Consider the following 23,703-nt stretch of genomic DNA (forward strand, 5'->3'; position numbering starts at 1 on the left):
GGGCTGCGCAAGGTGGAGCGAGGCGCCGAGTCCCTGTCGGCGGAGCTGGGCGTCCTGGGCATCCCGGGGCTGACGGCGTACTTCGGCATCGTGGAGCTGGGGCGTCCGAAGGAAGGGGAGACGGTGCTGGTGTCCTCGGCGGCGGGCGCGGTGGGCTCGGTGGCGGGACAAATCGCGAAGCGGCAGGGCGCGCGCGTGGTGGGCATCGCCGGTGGGGCGGAGAAGTGCCGCTGGGTGAAGGACGCGCTCGGCTTCGACGCGGTCATCGACTACCGCGCGGAGACGGATTGGGGCGCGGCGATTCGACGCGAGTGTCCGCGCGGCGTGGATGTGTATCTGGACAACGTGGGCGGGACGATGCTGGACACGACGCTCGCGTGCATGGCGCTCAAGGGCCGCGTGGTGGTGTCGGGGCTGGTGGCGGACTACGGCGTGCCGCCCGAGCAGCGCGCGGGCTTGAAGAACACGCCGTTCCTCATCATCCAGCGACTGCGCATGGAGGGCTTCGTGGTGCTCGACTACTTCGCGCGCTTCGGCGAGGCGCGGGCGGCGCTGCGCGGGTGGCTGCAGGATGGGACGCTGAAGCACCGCGAGCACGTGGTGGACGGACTCGAGTCCGCGCCCGCGCTCTTCGCCGGGCTGTTCCGTGGCGAGAACTTCGGGCGCGCGGTGGTGCGGGTGGGGTGAGGCGGACGCGCCTCAATCCCATATCAATGGGAGCCTGAGTGTGTGTCCGCCGCGCCGAGGTGGGTGACGTAGTGGGGCGGGCCGGAGAGGAGCGCCCTCGCCAGCGAGGTGGGCTCCGTGTCCACGGCGATGATGACGATGTCCTTTCGCTGCCCCAGCGCGACGAGCTCGCTGGGGCGTGGCTCCACCGCGCCGGCGGCGCCGCTCACGCCCTCGGGGAAGAAGAGGGCGCGGTCCTTCTCCAGATAGAGCACGGGGATGCTCGCGCCGTGGACCTCCGCTCGCTCGGGCACGAAGACATGCACCGTGCTCCCGGGCGGCTCCAGGCGCAGCCCACAGGACGTGAGCAGGACGGACAGGGTAAGAAGCCAGCGGCGCATGACCATTCTCCGTGCCCCGACGCGAGGCCGGGCACCGCGATTCGTGTGAGCCCATGCGGGATGGGCGTGTGTGTCTGTCGTTGCCGAGGCGTCCCTCCGCCTCATGTGGGCGGAGCGACGTCGCAGCGCCCGGAGGCGCGCCGGGTGAGGTCTTCCGCGACGGAGCGCAGCAGCGTCCCCGTCAGGCTGCTGCGGCCTGCCTCTGCCTCTTCATCCTTCCATCGCAGCCACGAGGCCATGCGTCCCAGGCTGGCCGCCGTCACCACGTTCAGCCTCACCTCCACCTGGACGACGAAGCGGTCGCCCGCGTCGGGGCGGGACTCCAGCGTCCAGGCGACGCGGTCCAGCTCCAGCGCCGCGGGTCCCTGGGGAAGCAGCCTCCCATCCAGCAGATAGCCCTCACGCCCGAAGCCAATCACCTGGGTGAGTCGCGCGCCGTCCAGCCGGGTGTTGAACCACAGCGTCCGGCGCTTCCACAGCGACAGCTCCACCTCCACCTTGCCCGCCATGCCCAGCCGCACCAGCCGGTCCAGCTCCTCCGAGAGGAAGGCGAAGGCCTCCGGGCGCACCAGCACGCGCCGACCGGAGAGCGTGGCCGTGCAGGCGACGCGAGGCTCCTCCGCCAGGGCCTGGGGCGCCAGCAGCCCCAGCGCGGCCACCATCGCCGCGCCGAGCCTGCGTCCGCCGTGTGTTCCCGTGCGTGCCATGGGCCCTAGAACGTCCGCACGAAGAACAGGCGCGCCTCGGGCGTGGCCGTGGCCTTCTCGTCCGTGCGCCACGCGACGTCCATGCGCACGTCGTCGGTGAAGTGGAAGCTGGCGCCCACGCCGAGCCGCGCGTCCGTCCACTCGCCGTCCCCGCGCACCGTGCCCAGGTCCGTGAAGAGGCCGAAGGCATGCCACCGGTACTCGGCGCTCGCGAGCATGGACACGTCGCCCTTGAACTCCTTGAAGCCGAAGCCTCGCAGCGCCGTCCACCCGCCGAGCGCCTCGCGCTTCTGCTCGGGCAGGTTGTCGCCGCCCGCGCCCCGCAGGCGCAGCCGCAGCCCCGTGTTCGGGCTGGTGGGCACCACCAGGGAGAAGTCGCTCACCAGCTTCCAGAAGCGCTCGTCCGCGCCGGCGGCGGCCGGTCCCTCGCCCACCTCCAGCGTCGCGAAGGCGTGCAGGAACGGGCGGTGGTCCCAGTCCCCGTCGATGTCGAGCAGCGCCGTCTCCGGCGTGCGGAACAGCGAGCCCACCTTCGTTCCGCGCGGCGCGTTGCTGGCGTACTCCACCCGGGCCACCACGGACTGGAAGCGGCCCTCCGTCACCGGTGCGTTGGGGAAGGGCGGCGAGTCGCGGCGGAACAGGGACAGCGGTGGGGAGAAGCTGCGCAGCGTCTCGTAGCGGTCCGAGTGGTACTCGACGCCCGCGAGCCAGTCGGACCAGCGGAACGTGGCGAAGCCCGCCACGCCCTTGCGGCGAAAGTAGTCGCGGTCCGGCCGGTTGATGAGCGCCGAGTACAGCGACGAGTCGATGTCGCTCATCCGCCAGCGGTCCAGCGTGTCGGTGAAGTCGTGCGCCTGGGCGCCCAGCTCCGCCAGTCCCACCGCCGGAATCTCCACCTTCGCGCCGCCGAGCAGGTTCACCCGGCGCTGCCGCTTCGTGCCCTCGGGGTCGTCGGGGATTTTCTGGCCGCCCAATCGCAGCGCCAGGAACGCGGCGGCGTCGAGCGTGGTGTGGATGCGGTCCTTCCCATCCCAGAGGCGCAGCGAGCCCGCCAGGCCCGGCGCCAGTCCCGTCACCTGCGTGTGGATGGGCAGCAGGGACACGTCGACGTCCGGGCGGCGCGGGCGCACGTGCACCACCAGCTTGCGACCCTCCAGGGTGATGCCGTCCCCGTCGCGGCCGTGGCGCCAGGACTCGAAGAGCTCGCCCCAGCTCAGCTCGACCTCGACGTTGTCGCGGCGGCGCTTCTCCTTCCGCTTCTGCTCCTGCGTCCGGTAGTGGCGCACGCCATCGGCGGTGCGCTCCTCGACGATGCGCGCGTCGCGGCGCCGGGCGGCGTCCCGGGCGTCGGTGTCCACGCTCTTCGCCTCCAGGAACGGCAGGCGGGCCTCCAGCCGCTCCATGGCGCGGCGCGCGTCGCTGCGCAAGAAGACGTCTCCGGGCTTGAGGTCCAGCGCGTCGCGCACGCGGTCGGCGATGGCGCCCTCCACGCCCACGACGTCCACGGCCTCCAGCCGTCCCTCGTCCACGATGACGGTGAGCTTGCCGTCCGGCGTCAGCGTCCCCGAGAGGCTCGCGAGCATGTAGCCGTCCGAGCGCAGCTCCCTCAACGCGCGCTGCATCGCGGCCGTCACGCCGCCGAGGACGATGCCCGGGCGGTACGTGTCCTTGTCCATCCGGGCCAGCCACTCGCGGGGCGGGTGCTGGGGAGGGCAGGGCCTGGTGACGGTGAGCGTGCCGCGCGCGCCGCTCACCCGAAGGGTGGCGACGAACTCCTCGTCCTCCTCGTCGCCGTCCTCGTCCGGGTAGCGCGGCGGCAGGTGGAGCAGCTCCTCCAGGATTTCATCGAGCTGGAGGTCCCGCAGGCCCTCCACCTCCACCTGGGTGACGATGGGGTGTTCCTCCAGGTGGACCTCGAGCACCGCGACGCCCTGCTCGGTGACGCGCACGCGGGGCTCCACGCGGGAGAACAGGCCCGTGCGCGCGAGTCGGCGCAGCGTCTGCCGGAGATTCGCCGGCGTGGGCGTGCTGCTCTCCTCCGGGGTGGGACGGATGAAGGCGCGGACCTGGGCGTCCGTCAGCCGATGCAGGCCGTGCAGCTCGAGCGTGGTCGGCGTGAGCGCGCGGCCGTCGACGTCGAGCTGGAGCGGCGCGAGGACGGACAGCTCGTCGCTGTCGTCGTCCTCCAGGTCCTCGTCCTCGCACAGGTCGCGCTTCTCGCGTGACGCGTCCTCGCGGCCGTCGCGCGACTTCTTGCCGCGCTTCGAGCGCTGGTGCTCGGCGCGCGCGTCCTCCTCGGACGTCTTCACGGGGAGCTGGCCGTAGTCGCCCTCGGGCGCGGACGCGTCCTCGTCGTCACGCTCGTCGTCGGCTCGCGGGGCGCGCGCCTCGGGCTGGGCGGCGCTCCCTGGACTCGCCGTGGTGGCGGAGCCAGACGTGGTGGAGGAGGGCGTGTCGACGGCCTGGGGCCCGGCGGCGACGCCAGCGTCCGGCGCGGACTGGGCGCCGGAGGTGAGGGAGACGAGGCAGGTGAGAAGCGCGAGGCGGTTCATGCGCATGGGACAGAGCACGCTGCGTTCCAGCCGCCGCGTCGTGACAAGTGCTTGAAAGGACGAGGGCCGGCCAGCCGTGTCGATGTCATGGGCACATCCTGATGTCGAATCCGGATGTGATACTGACATCGCGCCCCGCGATTGCGGCACGTCTTCACGCCTGTCCCGAGGGAGCACTCCGGGTCCCGGAGGCTCGCGCTGTCGGAGGACGTGGGTGTGTCAGGCGGGGCGCGTCCTTCCGGCCCGGCGTCCCCGCTTCGTCTCAGCCCGGGAACTCGGCCTGGTGGGCGTCCCACCACTTCAGCCAGCCGCGCCGGTTCGCCTCCAGGTCCCCCACGACGCCCTCGCCGAAGGTGGTGACGCCGGTGATGCGGCGCAGCGCCGCGCCCCAGAACACGCTGCCGTGGCGGTAGCGCTCGATGATGAGCGGCACCGCCGCGCGCCCGAGCCCCACGAGCGACTCGAAGGACGGATGCTGGACGAACACGAAGGGGTTGGACGCCTCCCGGTGCGCCTCGCAGTGCCGCTCCCACTCCGCGGCCAGGGCGTCGAAGCGCTCGCTGGACGGGCTCATGACACGCTCACCGGACGGGGACGCACGTAGACTCGCACGGGCGCACCATACGAAGGCCCGGTGAGGTCGTCAGCGCTGTTGTGACGGATGAGCGGCTGGGTGCCGATCTTGCTCGTGAAGCGGCCCTGCTCGTCCATCAGCGCGCCGTGCGTCACCTCGAGCGGGCCGTTGCCCGTCACCGGCTTGCGGCCGTAGATGACCACCTTCTCCAGCGTGGGGTCGTGGCTCAGGTCCAACGTGTCGAGCGGCTGGTAGCCCTGCTGCGCGTAGAGCTGGTCGAAGTCCTCCACGCGCGTGCCTGGCCAGACCCACTCGTTGCGGTTGCCCAGCGTCCACGCGATGCAGTTGTAGCGCTGTGACGAAGGGCCGATGCCCACGAACGTGTCCGCGGTGAGGTGGGGGAAGCTCTTGCTGCGCAAGAGCTCGTTCTTCCAGCCCGGCTCCGCGTCGTCGCGCGTGACGCCCACGGAGAACTTGAAGTTCTGCCCGTTTGCGGAGTCCCACGTCGTGTTGTCGTCCGCCTTGCCGCGGAACCAGACCTGCACGTCCGTGGCCTCGAAGGGCACGCGGACCGACGGCATGAACGCGCCGCCCTCGCCGCCGTCCTGGACCTGCAGGTCCAGCGGGAACTCCAGCGGCGGCTCGCCGTTGAAGGAGACGCAGGCGACGACCTCGGTGGGCGTCTTGCCGCCCGCGAGCGACTTGAGCCGGTCCTGGTCATACGCGAGCTGGAGCTTGTCGCCCGCGCGCAGCGTGCCGTCCACCTGCGTCTGGAAGTCGTCGGTGAAGGACACCGTCGCGCCCTCGGCGGAGGCGATGGAGGCGTCGCTGCTCGGGTCCCACTGGTTGCTGGTGCGCCCGGATGCGTCCGTGGTGCGGAAGGAGATGCGCACCAGGCCCGTCGCGTCCGGGGGGAGGTCGAAGGTGCCCGGCTGGAGGTTCAGCCGGCCCTGTGCGTCGCGCGTGCCGTCCGACATGGGGACGACGTTCTCCGCGCCGCCGGGGACCAGCCGCCACACCAGCTCCACCTTCTGGTACTGCGACGAGAAGCGCGCCGGGTCCGCCGTCACCGTCAGCGGCTTGCCCGCCTCCGCGTGGAAGGAGGGGCCACGGCCCGAGCCGGTGGGCAGGTGGACCTGTCCCTGGCCCTCCACGTGCGCCGTGGCGGTGCGCTTGCCCGAGCCGAAGTGGGCCGAGTACCCCGTGGCCGCGTGGAGCTGGGGCTGGATGTCCGCGGCCTTGGAAGGCAGGGCGACCGCCGCCGTCGGGAGCGCGGTGCCCAGGAGGGACGCGTTGGGGCGGGCGGCGCGCGACTCGAACTGGTCGACCTGGGCGCGGGTCTGGGAGGACTTGTCGCCGGTGGCCCGGGCCGCCCGCTCGCGCTCCGGGGTGAGGCCCGTCTGCGCGGTGGGGACGAAGGTGGGGCGGCCGATGCGGTTCGACATGGGGCGACTCTTCCTGTGAGGCGGTTTGGGGGTGGCCGCATGGGATTATCGCCCCGGGGCTTCCTGGGTTTCCTGCTCACTGGGAGTCGCACGGGGAATGCCGTTGAAGTTGCTGGACACTGGACCCAGGATGCCATCCGCCCTGGATTTCGGGAGATTCACCTTCGGGGGACTCTATGAGGTGGGTTGGGATACTCCCGCTGCTGTTGCTCACGGCCGGTTGTGCCACCGGCCGCGTCGTCCATCTCGACACGGGGAGCGGTCAGCGGGTCGTCCACGAGTCCGTGGACGTTGACCCGGTCGAGGTCACCGAGGATGAGTTCAAGTCCGCCCTCACGGCACTCATCCTCGACCTTCGGATGGACGTCGCCTTTCGCGAAGCGGACGAGGCCGACCAACGAGGTTGGGTGCGGTCCAGGACGCTGCTCGTGTCCTCGAAGGGCATTGTGGACTCAGGCCATGGAGGCTCGCCCGAGTCGCTGTCCGCGCGCATCTGCCCTGATGGCGATGAGTGCCTGACCCTCGTTGGGGCAACGGGTCTGACCTTCTCTCGCAGGGACCGGACGTTGATGGCGCTGTCGTTTCGCGCTCGATACTGTTTGGGAGAGCGTCGAGGTGGAGGTCGGCAAGGTGCTGAACCCGGCGGCACTCAAGGCCCTGCTGACCTCGGCTGCTTTGACAGTGCTCCTCACGATGGCTCTTCCTGAGCCCATCACGAAGGTCATCGCGGTGGCGTTGACGGCGGCGATGGTGGCCTACCTGGGCGTCCTGCCGGTCTGGGAGATCGGCCGGGGCTTCGTGAGGTTGTGGGACGACGCGGAGCGAGCAACGAGCGTCATCGAGTTGCAGGACATCGGGCATCGGTTCGGGAGGGTGTTGGGGACGAACGGCACGCGCGTCCTGGTGCTGCTCGTCACCGCGGCGCTGGGCGGCAAGAACGCCATGGCGGCTCAAGGTCCGAAGCTCCCTGGCTTCTCGCAAGCCGTGGTCCGAGCGCGGGCTGAATCGGGGTTCCAGCTCGGAGCGGCGATGAATGGCGGTGTGACTTCGATGGCGCTTCCCGCCGCCGGCGTGCTCCATGTCGCGCTGGCGCCTGGCGCAGCCGCTGCCCTGGCGATGTACTCGGATGGGCGGATTCCCGGTGACGAGGTCGGGCCTGTTCACCACATCTGCACGAACAAGAACCCGATTTCGGATGCAACAGGGGGGCCTTGGACGCCTCAGTGCCTGAAGATATTCGAGAAGGCAGGCATGTCTCTCGAGGACGTGGCAAATAAAGTGCGGCTCAATGGCCACGAGGGGCCTCATCCTGAGCTGTATCACCGAGCGGTGATCCGGCGCCTCGAGCTTTCGGTTTCGCGCTGCCGAACCACGGAGGCCTGCCGGGCCAGTTTGACGAAGGAACTTGCGAAGATAGCCAACGAGCTTCTGACGCAGGGCTCCGACTTGCGGAGCTTCATTGTGAAGGTGGAGGGGTGAGGTGGAGCGCCATTTCTATTCGGTGGAGCTTGGAGATGTGCCCCGGTGGCTACTGGAAACGCCGACGCGGGATTCTGGCGATGCGTTTGACGAGCCTTGGATGTTCGCGGATGGCCGCGTGCTTCCAGACCTTGGACCTCTCAAGGCACGCATCGCACATCCCGGTAGGAAAAGGGCGTTTGCTTTTTCTGTGATTGAAGCAGCCCCCATCGTCAGCGATGCCGTCGCGAACGTCTTCCGGACACTGGCTCCAGAGGACGTCCAGCTTCTTGAGGTGTCCATCGAGGGGGAGCCCGAACGGTACTTCGTTGTCAATGCAACCAAGGTCGTTGATGCCATCGATGAGGCACGGTGCAGCGAGGTGCATCATTACGACGACCATCCCCCTGGATTTGAAGGGGAGTACAACTGGATCTACGGGCTTCGCATCGACCCCTCGAAGACCGAGGGCGCGCAGGTCTTCCGGCTGAAGAAGTTCAAGGTCGCGCTCGTTGTTTCCGAAGACATCAAGAACGCACTCGAAGGAGTCGGGAACCTTGGAGTGTCATTTGAACGCGTGACGGGCCCCAGCGAAGGATAGAATGGCACGCCAAGGCCACCACCCACCCCGAGAACCCTCTGATGCTCGCTGACCTGCTCCCCGAACTGCCCCTCGACACCGCCCGGAGGTTTCGGGTGATGACCGCGTGCGCATGGCTGATGTTCCCCCTGGCGTGTTCACACGTGGACCACACGCGGGACGAGCAGCGGATTCGTGAGCAGGTGGACGCGCAGACGGCGGCGTGGAATCGCCAGGACGCGGTGGTGTGGTCCCAGGACTTCGCGCCCGACGCGGACTTCATCAACATCGCGGGGACGATGTTCGAGGGGAAGGCGCAGATCCAGGAGCGCCACGCGGCCATCTTCGAGTCGCTGTTCAAGGGCAGCCAGAGCAAGGTGACGGTGCGCCGCATCTCCTTCGTCGGCGACGACGTGGCGGTGGTGGACACGACGCACGAGGTGACGGGCCATCCGGGCCTTCCTCCGGGCGTGCAGAACACCGAGCCGGGAGTCCTGAGGACGCAGATGCGCTACGTGATGCAGCGCTCGGCGGACGGCGCGTGGCGCATCGTCGCGGGGCAGAACACGGACGTGAAGCCACGCCCCGCGGCTCCGTGAAGCGCGTTCAGCTCACGGGAAGGCCGAGCGCCTTGATGCGGCGGTAGAGGTTGCCCCGGTCCACCTGGAGCAGCCGCGCGGCGCCCGCGATGCTCTCGCCTTCCTGGAGCGCGGCGCGGATGAGCTCGCGCTCGAAGTCCTCGACGTGCTCGCGGTAGCTCTTCTCTCCCACGCTGGCGCGCTTGGGCGTGGGGGAGGCGAGGGGGCCGGAGACGGCCTCCGGTCCGAGCACCAGCGGCCCGTCGCCGCGCAGCAGGTTGAGCCGCTCGATGACGTTGCGCAGCTCGCGCACGTTGCCGGGCCACGGGTAGGCGCGCAGGGCCACCTCCGCGCCGGGCGCGAGCGTCAGGGGCACCTCGCGTCCGGCGAACTCCGCGGCGAAGGCGCGGGCGAGGGGGAGCAGGTCCTCGGGGCGCTCGCGCAGCGGCGGGATGTGGAGCGGCATCACGTTGAGGCGGAAGAAGAGGTCCTGTCGGAAGCGGCCGTCCTTCACCGCGCGGGCGAGCTCCTGATGGGTGGCGGCGAGCACGCGCGCATCCACCGGCACGGGCGCCGAGCCGCCAAGTCGCTCGACCTCGCGTGTCTCCAGCACGCGCAGCAGCTTGGCCTGCAGCTCCAGCGGCATGTCGCCAATCTCGTCGAGGAACAGCGTGCCGCCGTGGGCCTGCTCGATGCGCCCCGCGCGCCGGCTGTGCGCGCCGGAGAACGCGCCCTTCTCGTGGCCGAACAGCTCGCTCTCCAGCAGCGTGGACGGGATGGCCGCGCAGTTGACGGCGACGAGGCGTCCCTTGCGGCCCGAGGCCAGGTGCAGCGCGCGTGCGACGCGCTCCTTGCCGGTGCCGGTCTCGCCGGTGATGAGCACCGCCGTGTCGCTCGGGGCCACGCGGGTGATGAGCCGGCGCAGGGCCTCCATGGCGGGGCTGTCGCCCACGAGGTGTCCGGGGCGCGCGAGCGCGTCCAGCAGTCGCTCTCGCTCCTCCTGGAGCGCGCCGAGCGCCAGCGCGTTGCGCAGCGCCGTGAGGAGTCGCTCGGGGGAAGGGGGCTTCTCCACGAAGTCGGTGGCGCCGCGCTTCAGGGCCTGCGCGGCTTCAGAGGGAGAGGCTTCGCCCGACAGCACGACGACGGGCACGGGCAGGGGGCGGGGCAGCCGCGCGAGGAACTCCAGGCCCGTCTCCCCGGGCATGCGGAGGTCGAGCAACATCATCGCGGGCGGACCCTCGGGGGCGTCGAGGACGCGGGTCGCCTCCGCGGTGGAGCGGGCCTCGACGACAGTGAAGCCCTCGTCGCTCAACAGGCCCCTCAGGGCCTTGAGGACGCCAGGGTCGTCATCGACGACGAGGATGCGAGGGCCGGGCTTCATGACGGGGACACCTGGAGCGGTTGAGGCACGAGGGGATGCTTCACCTCGTGCGGGAGGCAGCGCACGGCATCGAGGACGCCAGGGTCGTCATCGACGACGAGGATGCGAGGGCCGGGCTTCATGACGGGGACACCTGGAGAGGTTGAGGCACGAGGGGATGCTCCGCCTCGTGCGGGAGGCAGCGCACCGGCATCGAGGACGCCAGGGTCGTCATCGACGACGAGGATGCGAGAGCCGGGCTTCATGATGGAGACACCTGGAGGGGCCGTGGCACCAGGGGGACTCCACGCCGCGCAGGAGGTCGCGCACCGGCATCGAGGACGCCAGGGTCGTCATCGACGACGCGGATGCGAGGGCCGGGCTTCATGACGGAGACACCTGAGCGGGCGGAGGAACGAGGGGAAGCTCCACGCTCGCGAGCGTACCGCCGCCCGGCGCGGGCTCCAGGCGAAGCTGTCCGCCGTGCTCGTGTGTGATCTTCTGCGAGATGGGAAGTCCGAGCCCGCTGCCCTCGGGCTTCGTGCTGAAGAGTCCACGCGTGAGCGCCGCGCCCTCGAGGACTCCGGGAACGCCGCTGCCGCCATCCGCCACGGTGACGCGCACGCCGCCCGTGGAGGCGGGCTCCAGCGAGACACGCACCGGGGGCGCGCCCTCGGAGGAGGCCTCGGTGGCGTTCTTCACCAGATTGCCGAAGAGGCGGCGCAGTCCATCCGGGTCCGCGCGCAAGGAGACCTCGGGTCCAGGGACGAGCTCCACGGGGACCGCGGAGGTCCGCGCGTACAGTGCGCAGACCTCGGAGAGCAGCGGTCGGAGCGGCACGTCCTGGAAGCGCGGCGCGGGCAGCCGCGCGAACGTGGAGAAGCTCTGCGTCATGCGCATGAGCAGCTCCACCTCTTCCTGGAGCAGCGCCACGGACTCGGAGATGCGCGTGGCGTCCGCGGCAGACGCCGGGTCCGAGCGGGACAGCCGCGCGAGCGAGAGCTTCATCGCCGTGAGCGGGTTCTTCAGCTCATGGGCCAAGGCGCGCGCCACGTCCTGCCAGGCGGCGATCTGCTCGGCGGACTTCGCGCGCTCGCGCTGTGCGACCAGCTCCTGTCCCATCCGGTTGAACTGGCCCAGGAGGAACTGGAGCTCGTCGCGCGGCGGGTCGACGGCGGGCAGACGCACGGACAGGTCGCCCCGGGCATAGGCCCACATGCCCTCGGTCAACGTCGTCACCGGCCGGGTCAGCGCGCGGCCGAGCAGCACGGCGGCCAGCGCGAGCACGCAGCCCGAGACGAACACGAGCATGGTGATGAACGCGGGGACCCTGCGCGCCAGGGCCCGTCGGGTCAGCTCCGCCTGCGCGAGGTTCAGCCGCGCCTCGTCCAGTGCCTCGCGAGAGAGCCCTTGGCGCTCCAGGCTCACGGACACCTCGTCCAGCACGGCCTCCACGGGCGCGACGGAGACGGAGAGCACGCGCTCCAGGACGCCCTGCGCCACCACGCCCAGCAGCACCAGGGGCACCAGCCCCGCCAGGAGCATCACCGCCAGGAGCCGACGACGGAAGCGAGGGGGCGGGGGCGTGGAGGACATGGCGGAAGCTTCGGGAGGGAGGTCGACAGGCGCACTACGCGGGAGCCGCGCCGCGCTTGCAAGCCCCTCCACTTCACGGCCCGGACTGGATGGTGGTGTCGCCCGTCGCCCGGCCCGCGGGCCTGGGTTGACGTGCTGCCCTGCCTCCTCTGCCGAGGGGCTGCCACATCCGCCACCCCGCCACTTCCGGATTGATGGGGTCCGAGGCCCGCTTCGCTGCGCGTCCACGTGGCCGCCGTGCCGCTCGTGGGGCCCTCACCTCACGACTCCTCTTCGCGGGAACCGGAGGCCCCGCCACGTCGCGCGCTCACGCGGGGAGCCTCGCCTGTCACGCCCTCCACGGTGCTGATAGCCTCTCGGTCCGGATGCTCCGCTTCCTCGCGCCTTCCCAGAGCTGGCTGTTCGGTCCGCGCGTGGACCTCGCCGTGTTCGCTGGCAGTGCCCTCGTGTCCGTGGCCCTCGTGCTCGCCGCGCCGTGGCTCGGCGCCGCGGGGGACACGCCTCCTTGGGCGTGGCTGCTGCTCGTCGTCTGCGTGGACGTGGCCCACGTCTGGTCCACGCTGTTCCGCACCTACCTGGACCCAGGGCAACTGCGTGAGCGCCCCGGGCTCTACCTGGGGGCTCCCCTGGTCGCCTGGGTCGTGGGCGTGCTGGCGCATCAAATCTCCGCGGGCGCGTTCTGGACCCTGTTCGCCTACGTGGCGCTGTTCCACTTCGTCCGCCAGCAGTACGGCTGGGTGGCGCTCTACACGCGCAAGGCCCGCGCCTCGGACCTGGAGCGTCGCCTCGACGCCGCCGCCATCTACGCCGCCACCGTGGGCCCCGTGGTGTGGTGGCACGCGAACCTGCCGCGCGCGTTCTGGTGGTTCGTCGAGGGAGACTTCCTCCCGGGCCTGCCCCCGTGGCTCGGCACCGTGGCGCTGGCGCTGCACGCGGGCGTGCTCCTCACCTGGGGCGCCTTCCAGCTCTCCCGCGTGGCGCGCGGCGAGGGCCTCCAACTGGGAAAGGTGCTGCTCATCGGCGCCACGTGGGTGACGTGGTTCGGCGGCATCGTCCTCGCGCGCGACGACTTCACCTTCACGGTGATGAACGTCGTGCTGCACGGGGTGCCGTACTTCGCGCTCCTGTTCCGCTACGCGCGGGGCCGCGACGGAGAGGGGGACTTCGGCGTCGCCAGCTCCATCCTCCGCGCGGGCCTGCCGGGCTTCCTCCTGTTCCTCGTGGCGCTGGCGCTCGCGGAGGAGCTACTCTGGGACCGCTTCATCTGGCACGAGCGCACGGGCCTCTTCGGGGGCTCGGAGTGGACGCTGTCACCGGACCTGCTGGCGCTGGTGGTGCCGCTGCTCGCGCTGCCGCAGGCCACGCACTACGTGCTGGATGCGTTCATCTGGAAACCCGGCCGCGAGCCCGCGTTGCTCGCGCGACTGGGCTGGGCACCTCGGGCGACACGCGAGGGTCCAACAATCGCCACCTCGCGCGAATCGGCGATGGCCATTCGTGGAAGGAGTGAATAAGGGTTTGAGGTTCTATGCCTCGACTCCTGCTCGTCTCCAATCGTCTCCCTGTCACCGTCAAGGTGGAGAAGGACAGTGTCGCCGTGGTGCTCAGCTCCGGCGGGCTGGCCACGGGCCTTCGACGCCCCCATGAACGCTCCGGCGGCCTGTGGATTGGTTGGCCCGGTGACGTGTCCCGTCTGTCGGAAACCCAACGCACCCAGGTGGAGGCGCGCCTCGCCGAGGAGCGCTGCGTGCCCATCCACCTGTCGCCCAGCGAGGTGAGCCGCTACTACGAGGGCTACGCCAACCGGGTGCTCTGGCCGCTGTGCCACTACATGCTGGAGCGCGTCCCCCGGCAGGACCGCGACTGGGACGTGTACCGCAAGGTCAACGAGCGCTTCGCGGACCTGGTGGCCCGGCACTATCAACCCGGTGACATCATCTGGGTCCACGACTACCAGCTCATGCTGGTGCCGGGGCTGTTGCGCCAGCGCCTGCCCGAGGCGCGCATCGGCTACTTCCACCACATCCCATTCCCCTCGTCCGAAATCTTCCGCACGCTGCCCCGTCGCGAGGCGCTGCTGAAGGGGCTGCTCGGCGCGGACCTCATCGGCTTCCACACGGTCAGCTACGTGCGGCACTTCTCCGGCTCGCTCTTGCGGCAGCTCGGCCTGGACACGGACGTGGACCGCATCATGTGGGAAGGGCGCCAGGTGCGCGTGGGCGCGTTCCCCATGGGCATCGACACGGAGGCCTTCGAGTCGCTGGCGAAGGAGCCGAGCGTGCTGGAGGAGGTCGCGTCCCTGCGGCGCAGCGCCGAGGGCCAGCGCATCCTGCTGGGCATCGACCGGCTCGACTACACGAAGGGCATCCCCCGGCGGTTGCTCGCCGTGCAGCGCCTGCTGGAGCGCGAGCCCACGTGGCGCGGGCGGCTGCGGTTCATCCAGGTGGCGGTGCCCAGCCGGACCCAGGTGAGCGAGTACGCCACGTACCGCGAGCAGGTGAACGAGCTGGTGGGGCGCATCAACGGCCAGTACGGCACGACGCAGAACGTGCCCGTGCACTACCTCTACCGCTCCTTCAACGAGAAGCAGCTCACGGGGCTGTACCGCGCCGCGGACGTCATGCTCGTCACGCCGGTGCGGGACGGGATGAACCTGGTGGCGAAGGAGTTCTGCGCCGCCCGGCCGGACGACGACGGCGTGCTGGTGCTCAGCGAGTTCGCCGGCGCGGCGGACGAGCTGCACCGGGCTGTCTCCGTCAATCCCTACGACGTGGAGAAGGCGGCGGACGCCATCGAGGAGGCGCTGGAGATGGGCGAGCCCGAGCGCCGCGAGCGCATGCGCGCCCTGCGCGCGCAGGTGAAGGTGCACGACGTCCACTGGTGGGTGTCCAACTTCCTGGGGCGGCTGCAGGGGCTGCCCTCGGTCTCCGTCCGCGAGTTCCAGGGCGCCACCGAGGCGCTGGAGGTGATGAAGTCCGCCGGGCGGCTGGCGCTGATGCTCGACTACGACGGCACGCTGGTGGGCTACGCGCGCAGGCCGGAGCTGGCCGCGCCGGACGATGCGCTGCGCGAGCTGCTGGCGAAGCTGGTGGCGCGGCCGGACCTCTCGGTGAGCGTGGTGAGCGGCAGGCCCAAGGAGACGCTGGAGGCGTGGTTCGGCACGCTGAACCTGGGGCTCTACGCGGAGCATGGCCTGTGGTCGCGGCCCAGGCCCGGGGACACGTGGAAGATGCTGGAGGGGGTCTCCGTCGAGTGGAAGGCGGCGGCGCGGCCGGTGCTCGACGAGTTCGCCGCGCGCGTGCCGGGCTCGTTCGTGGAGGAGAAGTCCGCGTCGCTCGCGTGGCACTACCGGCAGGTGGACCCGGAGTTCGGCGCGCTGCAGTCGCGCGAGCTGCGGCTGAAGCTGGCGGAGACCTTCGCGCGCAGGCCGGTGGACGTCCTCCCTGGCGACAAGGTGGTGGAGGTGCGGCCGCACGGCGTGCACAAGGGCCGGGTGGTGGAGGGCGTGCTGCGCGGGCTGCCTCCCGGCACGCGGGCGGTGGCCATCGGCGATGACCGCACGGACGAGGACCTGTTCGAGGCCATGCCGGAGGACGGACTCACGATTCATGCGGGCAACAAGCCCACGCGCGCCACCTATCGGGTCGGCGGTCCCGAGGAGGTGCGCAAGCTGCTCGCCGCGCTCGTGGCTCCCTGAGCATGGATGGGCAGGGGGCTTCGCGCTCGCCCGCAGGTGGAGGCGGGTCGCGAGCCTGCTGCCTGGCTGCGGCGGAGGGGCTTGGTTCGTTGTCAGTGCATCCTGGTATTGAGTGCGGTGTCTGCCATTGAAATGGCTCCTCCCCGGGATAGGTGCCGTGATGCTTCGCAGAGCCGTGCCGTTGCTGTTGTTGATGGCTGTCGCGGGCTGCTCGACGAGCACCCAACGCCCTCGCCATGGCCAGCCAGGGGATGCGCGGCAGCAAGGGACAGAACCACCACCTCGCCACGAACAAGAATGACGTTTCCGCTGTGCGCGGTGGACCCTGGACGCCGAGGTTCCGGAAGCTCTTCGCGCGGGCGGGGATGAAGCTCGAGGACCCCGAGAACATCATTGAGGTCGTGGGCCACAAGGGGCCTCATCCACAGCCGTATCACGAATTCGTCCTGGCGCGACTGACGCAAGGCCTGGGGTCCTGCACAAAGGTGGCAGAGTGCCGCAAGGCCCTCACGCAAGAGCTTCGCGCCCTCGCAAGAGAAGCCGCAACCCGAGGAACGGAAATCAACAGGCTCTTGACCCGACGTCGATGAGAACGCCTGGAAGTCCACCATGCCGAAGCAAGAACCCAACCGATACTTCAGTCTCAAGGAGAACGTGCAGGCCGGGAACTGGTACCTGGGAGACCCGCAGGACGAGGCGGGCGCGGAGGTCGAGGACATCTGGGAGTTCACCCGAGGGCGGCCAGGTCGTCTCGCGGGTCGTCTGACCTTCCCCGTGGACGAGCCCGGAAAGCGGCTGGACTACACCACCGCGGGAGTCGCCATGATTCCCATCGTCCACGTCAGGGTGGCCAACATCTTCGCTGAGCTGGCTCCTGATGATGTGCAGTTGGTTCCGGTCGGAGTCCAAGGCTGCCCTGACCAGTACGTCATGCTCGTGGTCACGAAGCTTGTCCGGTGCATCGATGACAAGGCATCGCGAGAGGCGCTGGTGTGGAAGCCAGAAGATGAACGGCCGGAGAAGCTCGGCCAGTACCGAAGCGTGGCGGGAATGCGAATTGACCGCACGAAGGCCGGTGCCGCCAGGGTCTTCCGCACCTGGGGCTGGGAGATTGCCGTCATCATCTCGGAGGACATCAAGGTGGCCCTGGAGCGCGCGAAGGTCACGGGCGCGAAGTTCGAGGAGGTCTGAGCCCGGAGGGTGACGTGGAGGCGTGGGCCCGACGCTTCCGCTGACCTGACGTGGTCCAGTCCACGAAATCCCCACGGAGCGGGTGACACCGCTCCCCCTCACTGGTGTTCTGTCCCCCGGGCCGGAGTTCTAGAGGGGAGAGGGAACATGGATGTCCCGCGCAGGGGTCTGCGGGTCGGTGCCGCGGTATTGGTGGTGAGCTTCTCCGGGACGGGGTGTGCTCCCGGGGACGAAGCGCTCTCCAACGAAGTGGACACCCGTGAACAGGGCCTGGACTGGGGCCAGTCACTGCTGGCCCCGCTGGACCGCGAGACGCTGCGACAGGTCATCATCGAGCTGCCCGACGCGACGGCCGCCCAGGTCCGCGTGCAGGGCTCCGCGGGCCGCTGGCTCGGCTCCGCGGGCGTGGCGGACCTGCACACCGGCGCGCCCATGCCTGGTGACGCGCGCTTCCGCATCGGCGGCCTCACGCAGACCTTCACCGCCACGGTGCTGTTGCAGCTCGCCGCCGAGCGGCGCGTGGACCTGGACCGTCCGGTGCAACACTGGCTGCCCGGCCTGTTGCCACCCAACCATCCGCTCATCACCGTCCGGCAGCTGCTCAATCACACCCACGGCCTGCCCGGTGTCCCGCTGGCCACGCGCCAGCCCGAGTGGTTCTTCGAGCACCGCTTCCGCCGCTGGTCTCCGCGCGAGCTGGTGGCGCTGGCGCTCCCACAGGGGCCGCGCTTCACGCCGGGGACCGTGCAGGAGTACGGCCACGTCGGCTACCTGGTGGCGGGACTGCTCATCGAGAAGGTGACGGGCCGGCCGTACGGCCATGCCGTGCGCGAGCGCATCCTCACGCCGCTGGGTCTGCGCGACACGTCCGTGCCGGGCAACGACCCGACGATTCCCGGTCCCCACGCGCGGGGCTACGAGGCCCTCGCCAGCGCGGATGGGACGCAGCGCTGGGTGGACGTCACGGAGGCGAACCAGTCCCTGATGTGGGCCGCGGGGGAGATGATCTCCTCCACCGCGGACCTGGACACGTTCCTCTCCGCGCTCTTCCGGGGCCGGCTGCTGCCCTCCGAGCAGCTCGAGGAGATGTTCACCGTGCCGGACGTGCCCTCGGCCCACGGCGGGCGCGCGGCGCACGGCGCGGGCCTGGCGCGCTACGAGTTGGACGGCGTGACGGTGTGGGGACGGCGTGGGGCGCGCCAGGGCTACGTCAGCGGGATGGGCGCCACGCGGGATTCGAGCCGGCGCCTCGTCTACGCCTTCAACACGCACCGCATGGGGCAGGCGCGGCCCGTGCTTGCCGACCGCATCATCGCCACCACCTTCACCGCTCGCGCGGCCCGACCCTGAGGCGGAGCGTCGCTCAGCTCACCTCACCTCACGGGCGGGGACATGCCAGCCAGGGGGCAAAGTCGCTCCTCGTGAACGCGAGGGGCGTGGGTTGATGCTGGGGACTACAAGTGCGTCGGCGGTTTCCGCGGTTGTTGTGCTTCCGCGGACTCGATGCTCACACTTCGAGGACTCGCTCAAGTCGCGTCAGGGGTTCGGCGCCGGTGCGCGAGTTTCAGGGGCCTGGAGCACCAGGTCTCCAGGTCGGGGTCCCGCCTTGGCCTGCCAGCCAGGGGCCAACTCCAACACCCATCCCTCGCCTTCCCAGCGGGCATCTCGGGGCTCCGTGCGCGGGGCGTTCACCGTGGCCGTCTTCCAGTCCGAGGACAGGAGCACGTCGGACGTCGCGGTGAGTGAACCCCATGCATCCACGATGCGCGCGCCGGGATACACCGTGCCGTGCTCAGCAAGAGGGATGAGCTCACCAGGGTTGAACTGGATGCGCATGCGGACCAGCGGAAGGCGCAGCACCGGGCCCTCCACCAGCTTCTCGCGCAGCGCCTCGGCCCGGGCCTCCGCAAGGCGAGCCCGCTCGCGTTCGGTCTCCCGCAGCGCGGCGCCGTCGTAGCGTGCCTCGCGCTCGGGTGAAGGCTCGGGCGTCCCCAGCTTCAGTGCCTCCTGTAGCAGCGCTCCCAGGTCCGCCCCGGCGAGCGCCCGGGCACGCCACCCCTGGGAGCGAGGGCCCGCCTCGTCCAGCAGGAGCCCGTAGGCCGGGCCCGATGCATAGGCGAAGGCGCGCACGAAGGACTTCCGTTTGGCGCCATCCTCGAGGTTCTCCAGCGCCAGGGCTCGCCTGCCACGTGCATCGACCCCCGCCAGCGCCACGCCCGTGTACTCCGCGAGACCTTCGTTCTCCTCGAGGAGCCCCTCCGCGACGGCGGCTCCCTCGAAGCGCGCTCGACGCTCGCGACGGAACACCAGCGCGTCCTCGACAGCCCGAGCGCGCACCGAAGGGTTCGTCGCGCGCAGCGCTGCCGCGAGGGCCCGCCACTCGAGTTGCAGCAGCGTGCGGCCCTCCATGCCATCGAGGTGCGCATTGTCCTTCTCCCGCCCGGGCTGTCCCAACGTGGTCCGAAGCCGATGAAAGGCCTCGTGGGCCATCAGCGCACGGCGACGCACGGGGACGTCGGGCAACGGCCCCTGGAGCTGGACCCAGGTGGTTCCCGCCCAGCTCAGGGCCGTGTTCGCGATGGTGAGCTCCGAAGGGAGCACGCCCACCCAGGGCCCCGTCCCCGCGCCCTTCGGCCAGGTGCTCGCGACGAAGACGCGCGTGGCGGGATGGACGACCAGGAGCGGAGCGCACAGCGAGTGGCCCCACAGCCGCTGTCCGTCCGCGGCACACGTCCGTTGGAACTCAGCGAAGGCCGAGGTGAGTGTCCCGACCTCGAGGACCTCGGGCACGGGCTTCACCTCGGGCTCGGCCGAGGCCGAGCCGGAGCCCGAGAAGACCATCGACGCCACAGCCAGTCCCGCGAGTCTTCCGCGACGTCGGTGCCTCATCGAGCCGCCTCCCTTGTTGGAGACGACAGTACACGGCCAGGTCTCCGCGGCAACCGACGAGGTGTCCGTGCCCCGCGGCGCCGTCCTGGCGACGGAGGAGGTCCACGCCGCGCTTCTTGCCCGCGCGCCCCGGCCCCAAGGCGGGGCGCGGCGGGACGTCGCTCCACTCACCTCACGGGGTGAGCGACGCGGTGCGGCCGCCGGGGCCCTGGATGACGACCCGACGCCCGAAGGCGCGGTCCACCCGGCCCAGGAACTCCCGGAACGCCGGGTACTCGTCCGACTTGATGCGCGCGACGGAGAGCTTCACCTCGCCCTCGGCGATGAGCTTGCCCTCCTCCACGCGGTACGTCAGGCGCAGCCGGCCGAACGGGTTCGTCTCGTCCACCGCCTGCGGCAGCTCCGTCACGGACCAGCCCGCCGGCAGCGTGTAGCGCAGGTTGAACAGGTTCACCCACGGGCTCTGCATCACCAGGTCGAAGCGGCGCTCCGCCAGCGGCGCGAAGGCCTGCTGGTAGGTGCGGCCCGTGCCGAAGGGCAAGAAGCGCACCGCGTTGGGCATCACCTCCGCGTAGCGCGGGATGCTCATGCGGAAGCCCATGGCCACGTCCTCGTCCAGGCGGGTGGTGTCGTTGAGCGACACCTCGTTCACCGTCAGGCCCGGGAAGCTCTGCGCCCACGCGCGCTCGAAGGTGGACTTGCGCGTGGCCTCGGGACGGTAGGCGCGGCGGTACTCGGGCGCGCTCTGCCCGCTCACCGTGCTGGAGCCCGTCACCTCGGCGCTGCCGTCCGCGCGCAGCGTCACGTCCATCTTCAGGCCCGTGGCGTTGTCCTCCGCCTTCGCCTCCGGCGTCACCATGAAGGTGCTCTTGCCGTCCGGCTCCACCACCAGCACGTTGGCCACCCGGTCCGAGCTGGGCAGCTCCTTGGCCCCGTGGAACTCCGCGGTGCCATCCAGGTACAGGTCGAACTTGGGCACATACGCAATCGCGTGGTTGAAGGCCGCCAGGCTCGCCGGCTCCGCGTCCAGCGCGCCCAGGTTGCGCATGCGCAGGAGCACCAGCCGGCTGTCCACCCCCGCCACCCGCAGCATGGAGTGGATGAGGCTCGCCTTGTCCTTGCAGTCACCGAAGCGCCGCGCCAGCACGCGGTCGACGCGGTAGGGCTTGAAGCCGTGGATGCCGAACTCCAGCGCCACGTAGCGCGTGTTCGTCACCACGAAGTTGTAGATGGCGCGCACCACCGCCAGCTCGTTCTTGCGGTCCACGCCCTGGAGGACCTGGTCCACCGTCTGCTTCAGCTCCGCGTTGGGCTGCAGCTGGTCCCTCACGAGCCCCCACCAGTAGCGGCCCACCTGGTCCCACGTCTGGTACGTGGAGACGTGCAGGTTCTGGGCGACCTCCGCCCAGCCCGGCATGCCCGGCTCCGGCACCACCTTGGCCACGTGCTTCGCGCCCCAGCGGTACAGCACGCGGCCGTTCTCCAGCGACTCCTGCGCGCTCTCCACGCCGGTCAGCTTGCTCTTGTTCCAGTACAGCGGGCGCTCCTTCGGCGTCTCCACCAGGTACTGGAAGCGCAGCTTCGGGTAGACGCCCTGCACGCTCTCCACGTCACCCCAGTAGTCCGACAGCAGGTTCTCCTGCGCGGTGTCGTCCAGGCGGTACGTCACCTCCAGCGTGTCGCCGGCGGCGAGCGACGGGAAGGACAGCACCTTGGCGCGGGCGTCGTAGTACATGCCCGTCCACGGCTCGTTGATGTTGCGGTCGTTCTCCCCGTAGCTCTCCACCACGGAGCCGTCCGCCTTCGTCACGCGCGCGCGCAGGATGCGCACCTCCTGGCGGTCCGGCGAGTAGGTGATGGGCATCGTGCGGAACGCGTCCACGCCGCGCGCGTTCTGCACCTTCACCACCCGCTGCGACAGCCGGCTGGACAGGCCGCTCTTCTGGACATTCACGTACGTGTTGTCGACCAGGTAGATGGCGTCCTCGTGGACGTAGGCCTCGGCCTCCTTCGCCAGGGGCCTGGCGTCCACCACGTGCTGCATGCCGGCGCCGGTGCCCTCGCCCTTGAGGGCGCGCAGGGCCTCCTTGAGGCCGGGGTTCTGCGGACGCAGCACCAGCGAGCGCTCGAAGGCGGCCAGCGCGGGCTCACGGCGACCGGCGGCGAGCAGCGCGCGGCCCTCGCGCTCGTAGACCTCCGGCTCATCTGGAGACAGCGCGCGGGCCTCGGCGAACAGCGCCACGGCCTGCTCCACGTTGCCGTTGTTGGCCTTGAGCTCGGCGAGCCGCACGCGCGCGCCGTTGTCGAACGGGTTGAGGGCGACCAACTGCGCGTACTCGCGCTCGGCGGCCTCCACCTGACCGGAGTCCGCCAGCAGCGCGGCCAGCGAGCGGCGCGTGCCGGTGTCGTCGAAGCGCAGCGCCAGCACCACGCGCATGCGGTCCATGGCCTCGCGGTTGCGGCCCAGCTGCCTTGAAATCTGCGCCGCCGAGCGCACCGCGCGCGGCTGCCGGGGCTGGTACCGGAAGGCCTCCTCCACCAGCGCGTGCGCGCGGGGACGCTCACCCAGCGCCTCGTGGGCGCGCGCGAGGACCAGGCGCGCGGGCGCGTCGTCCGGCGTCTTCTCCAGCACGGGCGTCACCAGCGGGATGACGCGCTCGGGGTGGCCGCGCTCCAGCTCGAAGTCGGCCAGCGCCACGCGGGCCTCGGGCAGCGCGGGGTCCGCCTTCACCGCGGCCTCCAGGAAGCGGCGGCGCTCGTTCAGGTCATCACGCTGGAGGCTCGCCGCGAGCATCTGCAGGCGCGCGTCCTGGGGGGCGAGCTCCGCGGCGCGCGTGGCCTCCACGGTGGCGGTGTGCTCGCGGTCATCGAAGCCGCGGTAGAAGCCGAGCACCCGCGCGTAGTCGCCGCGCAGGGCCGCGTCGTCGGGGTTCTTCTCCACCAGCGCCTTGAGCGCGGAGGTGAGCGTGGGCAGCACCTGGGGCGCGGGGGCCGCGCCGCGCTCGACGGCGGGGGCCTTGGCGGGCAGCGACGCGCGCACGCCCGGCGACTCCTGGCGCAGGTAGAAGCCCAGCGGGCCCGTCTCCTGGCACACCTTGAGGAGCACGCGGTTGAGGCCCTTGCGCAGCTTCACGGACACGCGCGCCTGGTCCGGGCGCGGCAGGTTGTAGCGGTCCTCCTTGGAGGCGAGCTGGCCGTTGACCCACAGGCGGTAGGCGCCGGAGGTGCCCAGGCCCAGCGTCACGCGCGACTCCTGGTTGGACTCCAGCCACGTGGCCGCGTACGCCACGGCCTCGCGGTTGGGGCGCACCGCGGTGGCCAGGTCCACGTAGCCGTCCGCCGTGTTCGCCGTCAGCTTGCGCCACGACACCTGACGGCCCTTGGCGCCCGGGTAGGTGGCCGTCAAATCCAGCGCCGCGGCCTCCGGGCCGAAGTCCGTGTCACAGCCGGACTTGCCCTCGTTGTCGAAGCCGCCGACGACGTAGTAGTCGCCCACGAAGCCCATCCACTGGCGCACCTCGTTGGCGCGCGTCAGCCTGCCGCGGGCCCGCTCGGTGTCCAGGAGGAGCAGCTGCGCGGTGGCGCGTGTGTTCGCGTCGAACTGGCGCCGCGAGGCGATGTACGCGTACGTGCTCACCAGCGGCGTGAGGTCCTCCACCTCGTCCACCAGGGAGTGCAGCCGCAACAGGCCGGCGGCGCCTCGGGGCGAGGAGGCCTGCTTCATCGCCTCGGCCGCGTACACGCGCGCTGTTTCGTCCGCCGCGGGCCGGGCCTGCGCCCAGAGGGGGCAGGTGAGCACGAAGACTGCGGCCAGCCATGTGAAGCGCGACATCCGTTCTCCTCGGTGCGACATGCGTGGGGCACAGCGTCCCATTCCTGGGGGCGCCGACGGCGATGAACAGGCGGGCCCTCCGGGGCCTTCCCCTGCATGCGACCCCGGACGGCGCACAGGCAACCGAAAACGTTACCCGGGGTGCGCTCGGGAACGGGGTGGGTGCTGTCTCTTATA

At 70.6% G+C, this 23,703-nt stretch carries 18 protein-coding genes and 1 pseudogene; 9 read left to right on the forward strand and 10 right to left on the reverse strand.

The genetic code is table 11. The features are described from left to right. On the forward strand, positions 1-687 hold a 687-nt coding region (locus FL311_RS24155; RefSeq protein WP_141328351.1), incomplete at its 5' end, for an NADP-dependent oxidoreductase. A gap of 23 nt (positions 688-710) precedes the next feature. Here the strand turns inward: FL311_RS24155 and FL311_RS44200 are convergent. The 5 genes from FL311_RS44200 to FL311_RS24180 form a co-directional block, all read right to left on the reverse strand. Next, positions 711-1,067: a hypothetical protein gene (locus tag FL311_RS44200; protein ID WP_194869348.1), complete on the reverse strand. Its 357-nt coding sequence runs from the start codon at positions 1,065-1,067 to the stop codon at positions 711-713. 101 nt (positions 1,068-1,168) lie between these two features. Next, positions 1,169-1,774, reverse strand: a complete 606-nt coding sequence (locus FL311_RS24165) for a hypothetical protein (RefSeq protein ID WP_141328353.1) — start codon at positions 1,772-1,774, stop codon at positions 1,169-1,171. 5 nt (positions 1,775-1,779) lie between these two features. Continuing rightward, entirely contained in the window at positions 1,780-4,332 is a 2,553-nt protein-coding gene (locus FL311_RS24170) for a hypothetical protein (protein ID WP_228557034.1), read from the reverse strand. A 256-nt stretch (positions 4,333-4,588) separates the two neighbouring features. After that, the gene (locus FL311_RS24175; protein WP_141328355.1) at positions 4,589-4,900 is read right to left on the reverse strand and encodes a hypothetical protein; all 312 of its coding nucleotides are present in this window, start codon (positions 4,898-4,900) and stop codon (positions 4,589-4,591) included. Continuing rightward, positions 4,897-6,345 carry a DUF6209 family protein gene (locus FL311_RS24180; RefSeq protein WP_141328357.1) on the reverse strand — a complete coding sequence of 483 codons (1,449 nt, stop codon included), beginning with the start codon at positions 6,343-6,345 and terminating at the stop codon, positions 4,897-4,899. The genes FL311_RS24175 and FL311_RS24180 overlap by 4 nt, the downstream gene beginning before the upstream one ends. Positions 6,346-6,521: 176 nt before the next feature. Here FL311_RS24180 and FL311_RS24185 point away from each other — a divergent pair. The 3 genes and pseudogenes from FL311_RS24185 (at position 6,522) to FL311_RS24195 (ending at position 8,982) form a co-directional block, all read left to right on the forward strand. Next, positions 6,522-7,824: pseudogene (locus FL311_RS24185) on the forward strand (AHH domain-containing protein). Between the two features lies 1 nt (position 7,825). Beyond that, complete coding sequence (locus FL311_RS24190; protein WP_194869349.1) at positions 7,826-8,404, forward strand: DUF1629 domain-containing protein; 579 nt, start codon at positions 7,826-7,828, stop codon at positions 8,402-8,404. Between the two features lie 98 nt (positions 8,405-8,502). Further along, positions 8,503-8,982, forward strand: coding sequence for an SgcJ/EcaC family oxidoreductase (locus FL311_RS24195; protein WP_141328359.1), 480 nt, complete (start codon positions 8,503-8,505; stop codon positions 8,980-8,982). Positions 8,983-8,989: 7 nt separating this feature from the next. Here the strand turns inward: FL311_RS24195 and FL311_RS24200 are convergent, their stop codons facing one another. The 3 genes from FL311_RS24200 to FL311_RS24205 all read right to left on the reverse strand — a co-directional run bounded on the left by FL311_RS24200 (position 8,990) and on the right by FL311_RS24205 (position 11,917). Continuing rightward, positions 8,990-10,342, reverse strand: coding sequence for a sigma-54 dependent transcriptional regulator (locus FL311_RS24200; protein WP_141328361.1), 1,353 nt, complete (start codon positions 10,340-10,342; stop codon positions 8,990-8,992). After that, the gene (locus tag FL311_RS45965; RefSeq protein ID WP_255510359.1) at positions 10,339-10,464 is read right to left on the reverse strand and encodes a hypothetical protein; all 126 of its coding nucleotides are present in this window, start codon (positions 10,462-10,464) and stop codon (positions 10,339-10,341) included. Before FL311_RS45965 ends, FL311_RS24200 begins: the two co-directional genes overlap by 4 nt. A 241-nt stretch (positions 10,465-10,705) precedes the next feature. Beyond that, complete coding sequence (locus FL311_RS24205) at positions 10,706-11,917, reverse strand: PAS domain-containing sensor histidine kinase (protein ID WP_141328363.1); 1,212 nt, start codon at positions 11,915-11,917, stop codon at positions 10,706-10,708. Between the two features lie 365 nt (positions 11,918-12,282). Between FL311_RS24205 and FL311_RS24210 the strand changes: the two genes are divergently transcribed. The 5 genes from FL311_RS24210 (at position 12,283) to FL311_RS24230 (ending at position 18,155) form a co-directional block, all read left to right on the forward strand. Continuing rightward, on the forward strand, positions 12,283-13,431 hold the full coding sequence (locus FL311_RS24210; RefSeq protein WP_141328365.1) for a hypothetical protein: 1,149 nt from the start codon (positions 12,283-12,285) through the stop codon (positions 13,429-13,431). Positions 13,432-13,445: 14 nt separating this feature from the next. After that, positions 13,446-15,614 carry a bifunctional alpha,alpha-trehalose-phosphate synthase (UDP-forming)/trehalose-phosphatase gene (locus tag FL311_RS24215; protein ID WP_141328367.1) on the forward strand — a complete coding sequence of 723 codons (2,169 nt, stop codon included), beginning with the start codon at positions 13,446-13,448 and terminating at the stop codon, positions 15,612-15,614. Between the two features lie 251 nt (positions 15,615-15,865). Then, the gene (locus tag FL311_RS24220; RefSeq protein WP_368668586.1) at positions 15,866-16,204 is read left to right on the forward strand and encodes an AHH domain-containing protein; all 339 of its coding nucleotides are present in this window, start codon (positions 15,866-15,868) and stop codon (positions 16,202-16,204) included. A gap of 19 nt (positions 16,205-16,223) precedes the next feature. Next, on the forward strand, positions 16,224-16,805 hold the full coding sequence (locus FL311_RS24225; RefSeq protein ID WP_141328371.1) for a DUF1629 domain-containing protein: 582 nt from the start codon (positions 16,224-16,226) through the stop codon (positions 16,803-16,805). A gap of 147 nt (positions 16,806-16,952) precedes the next feature. Beyond that, entirely contained in the window at positions 16,953-18,155 is a 1,203-nt protein-coding gene (locus tag FL311_RS24230; RefSeq protein WP_141328373.1) for a serine hydrolase, read from the forward strand. Between the two features lie 186 nt (positions 18,156-18,341). Here FL311_RS24230 and FL311_RS24235 read toward each other — a convergent pair whose 3' ends face one another. After that, positions 18,342-19,694, reverse strand: a complete 1,353-nt coding sequence (locus tag FL311_RS24235; protein ID WP_141328375.1) for a hypothetical protein — start codon at positions 19,692-19,694, stop codon at positions 18,342-18,344. A gap of 172 nt (positions 19,695-19,866) precedes the next feature. Further along, positions 19,867-23,526: a DUF3857 domain-containing protein gene (locus FL311_RS24240; protein ID WP_141328377.1), complete on the reverse strand. Its 3,660-nt coding sequence runs from the start codon at positions 23,524-23,526 to the stop codon at positions 19,867-19,869. Between the last annotated feature and the right edge of the window lie 177 nt (positions 23,527-23,703).

Origin of the sequence: Myxococcus sp. AB025B, assembly GCF_006518215.1 — a bacterium.
Taxonomy (GTDB): domain Bacteria; phylum Myxococcota; class Myxococcia; order Myxococcales; family Myxococcaceae; genus Myxococcus; species Myxococcus fulvus.

Bases quoted from the DNA above. Each gene is read 5' to 3' on its own strand.
- FL311_RS44200 (WP_194869348.1), bottom strand. From the start codon at position 1,067: ATGCGCCGCTGGCTTCTTACCCTGTCCGTCCTGCTCACGTCCTGTGGG.
- FL311_RS24165 (WP_141328353.1), bottom strand. From the start codon at position 1,774: ATGGCACGCACGGGAACACACGGCGGACGCAGGCTCGGCGCGGCGATG.
- FL311_RS24170 (WP_228557034.1), bottom strand. From the start codon at position 4,332: ATGCGCATGAACCGCCTCGCGCTTCTCACCTGCCTCGTCTCCCTCACC.
- FL311_RS24175 (WP_141328355.1), bottom strand. From the start codon at position 4,900: ATGAGCCCGTCCAGCGAGCGCTTCGACGCCCTGGCCGCGGAGTGGGAG.
- FL311_RS24180 (WP_141328357.1), bottom strand. From the start codon at position 6,345: ATGTCGAACCGCATCGGCCGCCCCACCTTCGTCCCCACCGCGCAGACG.
- FL311_RS24195 (WP_141328359.1), top strand. From the start codon at position 8,503: ATGACCGCGTGCGCATGGCTGATGTTCCCCCTGGCGTGTTCACACGTG.
- FL311_RS24200 (WP_141328361.1), bottom strand. From the start codon at position 10,342: ATGAAGCCCGGCCCTCGCATCCTCGTCGTCGATGACGACCCTGGCGTC.
- FL311_RS45965 (WP_255510359.1), bottom strand. From the start codon at position 10,464: ATGAAGCCCGGCCCTCGCATCCTCGTCGTCGATGACGACCCTGGCGTC.
- FL311_RS24205 (WP_141328363.1), bottom strand. From the start codon at position 11,917: ATGTCCTCCACGCCCCCGCCCCCTCGCTTCCGTCGTCGGCTCCTGGCG.
- FL311_RS24210 (WP_141328365.1), top strand. From the start codon at position 12,283: ATGCTCCGCTTCCTCGCGCCTTCCCAGAGCTGGCTGTTCGGTCCGCGC.
- FL311_RS24215 (WP_141328367.1), top strand. From the start codon at position 13,446: ATGCCTCGACTCCTGCTCGTCTCCAATCGTCTCCCTGTCACCGTCAAG.
- FL311_RS24220 (WP_368668586.1), top strand. From the start codon at position 15,866: ATGCGCGGCAGCAAGGGACAGAACCACCACCTCGCCACGAACAAGAAT.
- FL311_RS24225 (WP_141328371.1), top strand. From the start codon at position 16,224: ATGCCGAAGCAAGAACCCAACCGATACTTCAGTCTCAAGGAGAACGTG.
- FL311_RS24230 (WP_141328373.1), top strand. From the start codon at position 16,953: ATGGATGTCCCGCGCAGGGGTCTGCGGGTCGGTGCCGCGGTATTGGTG.
- FL311_RS24235 (WP_141328375.1), bottom strand. From the start codon at position 19,694: ATGAGGCACCGACGTCGCGGAAGACTCGCGGGACTGGCTGTGGCGTCG.
- FL311_RS24240 (WP_141328377.1), bottom strand. From the start codon at position 23,526: ATGTCGCGCTTCACATGGCTGGCCGCAGTCTTCGTGCTCACCTGCCCC.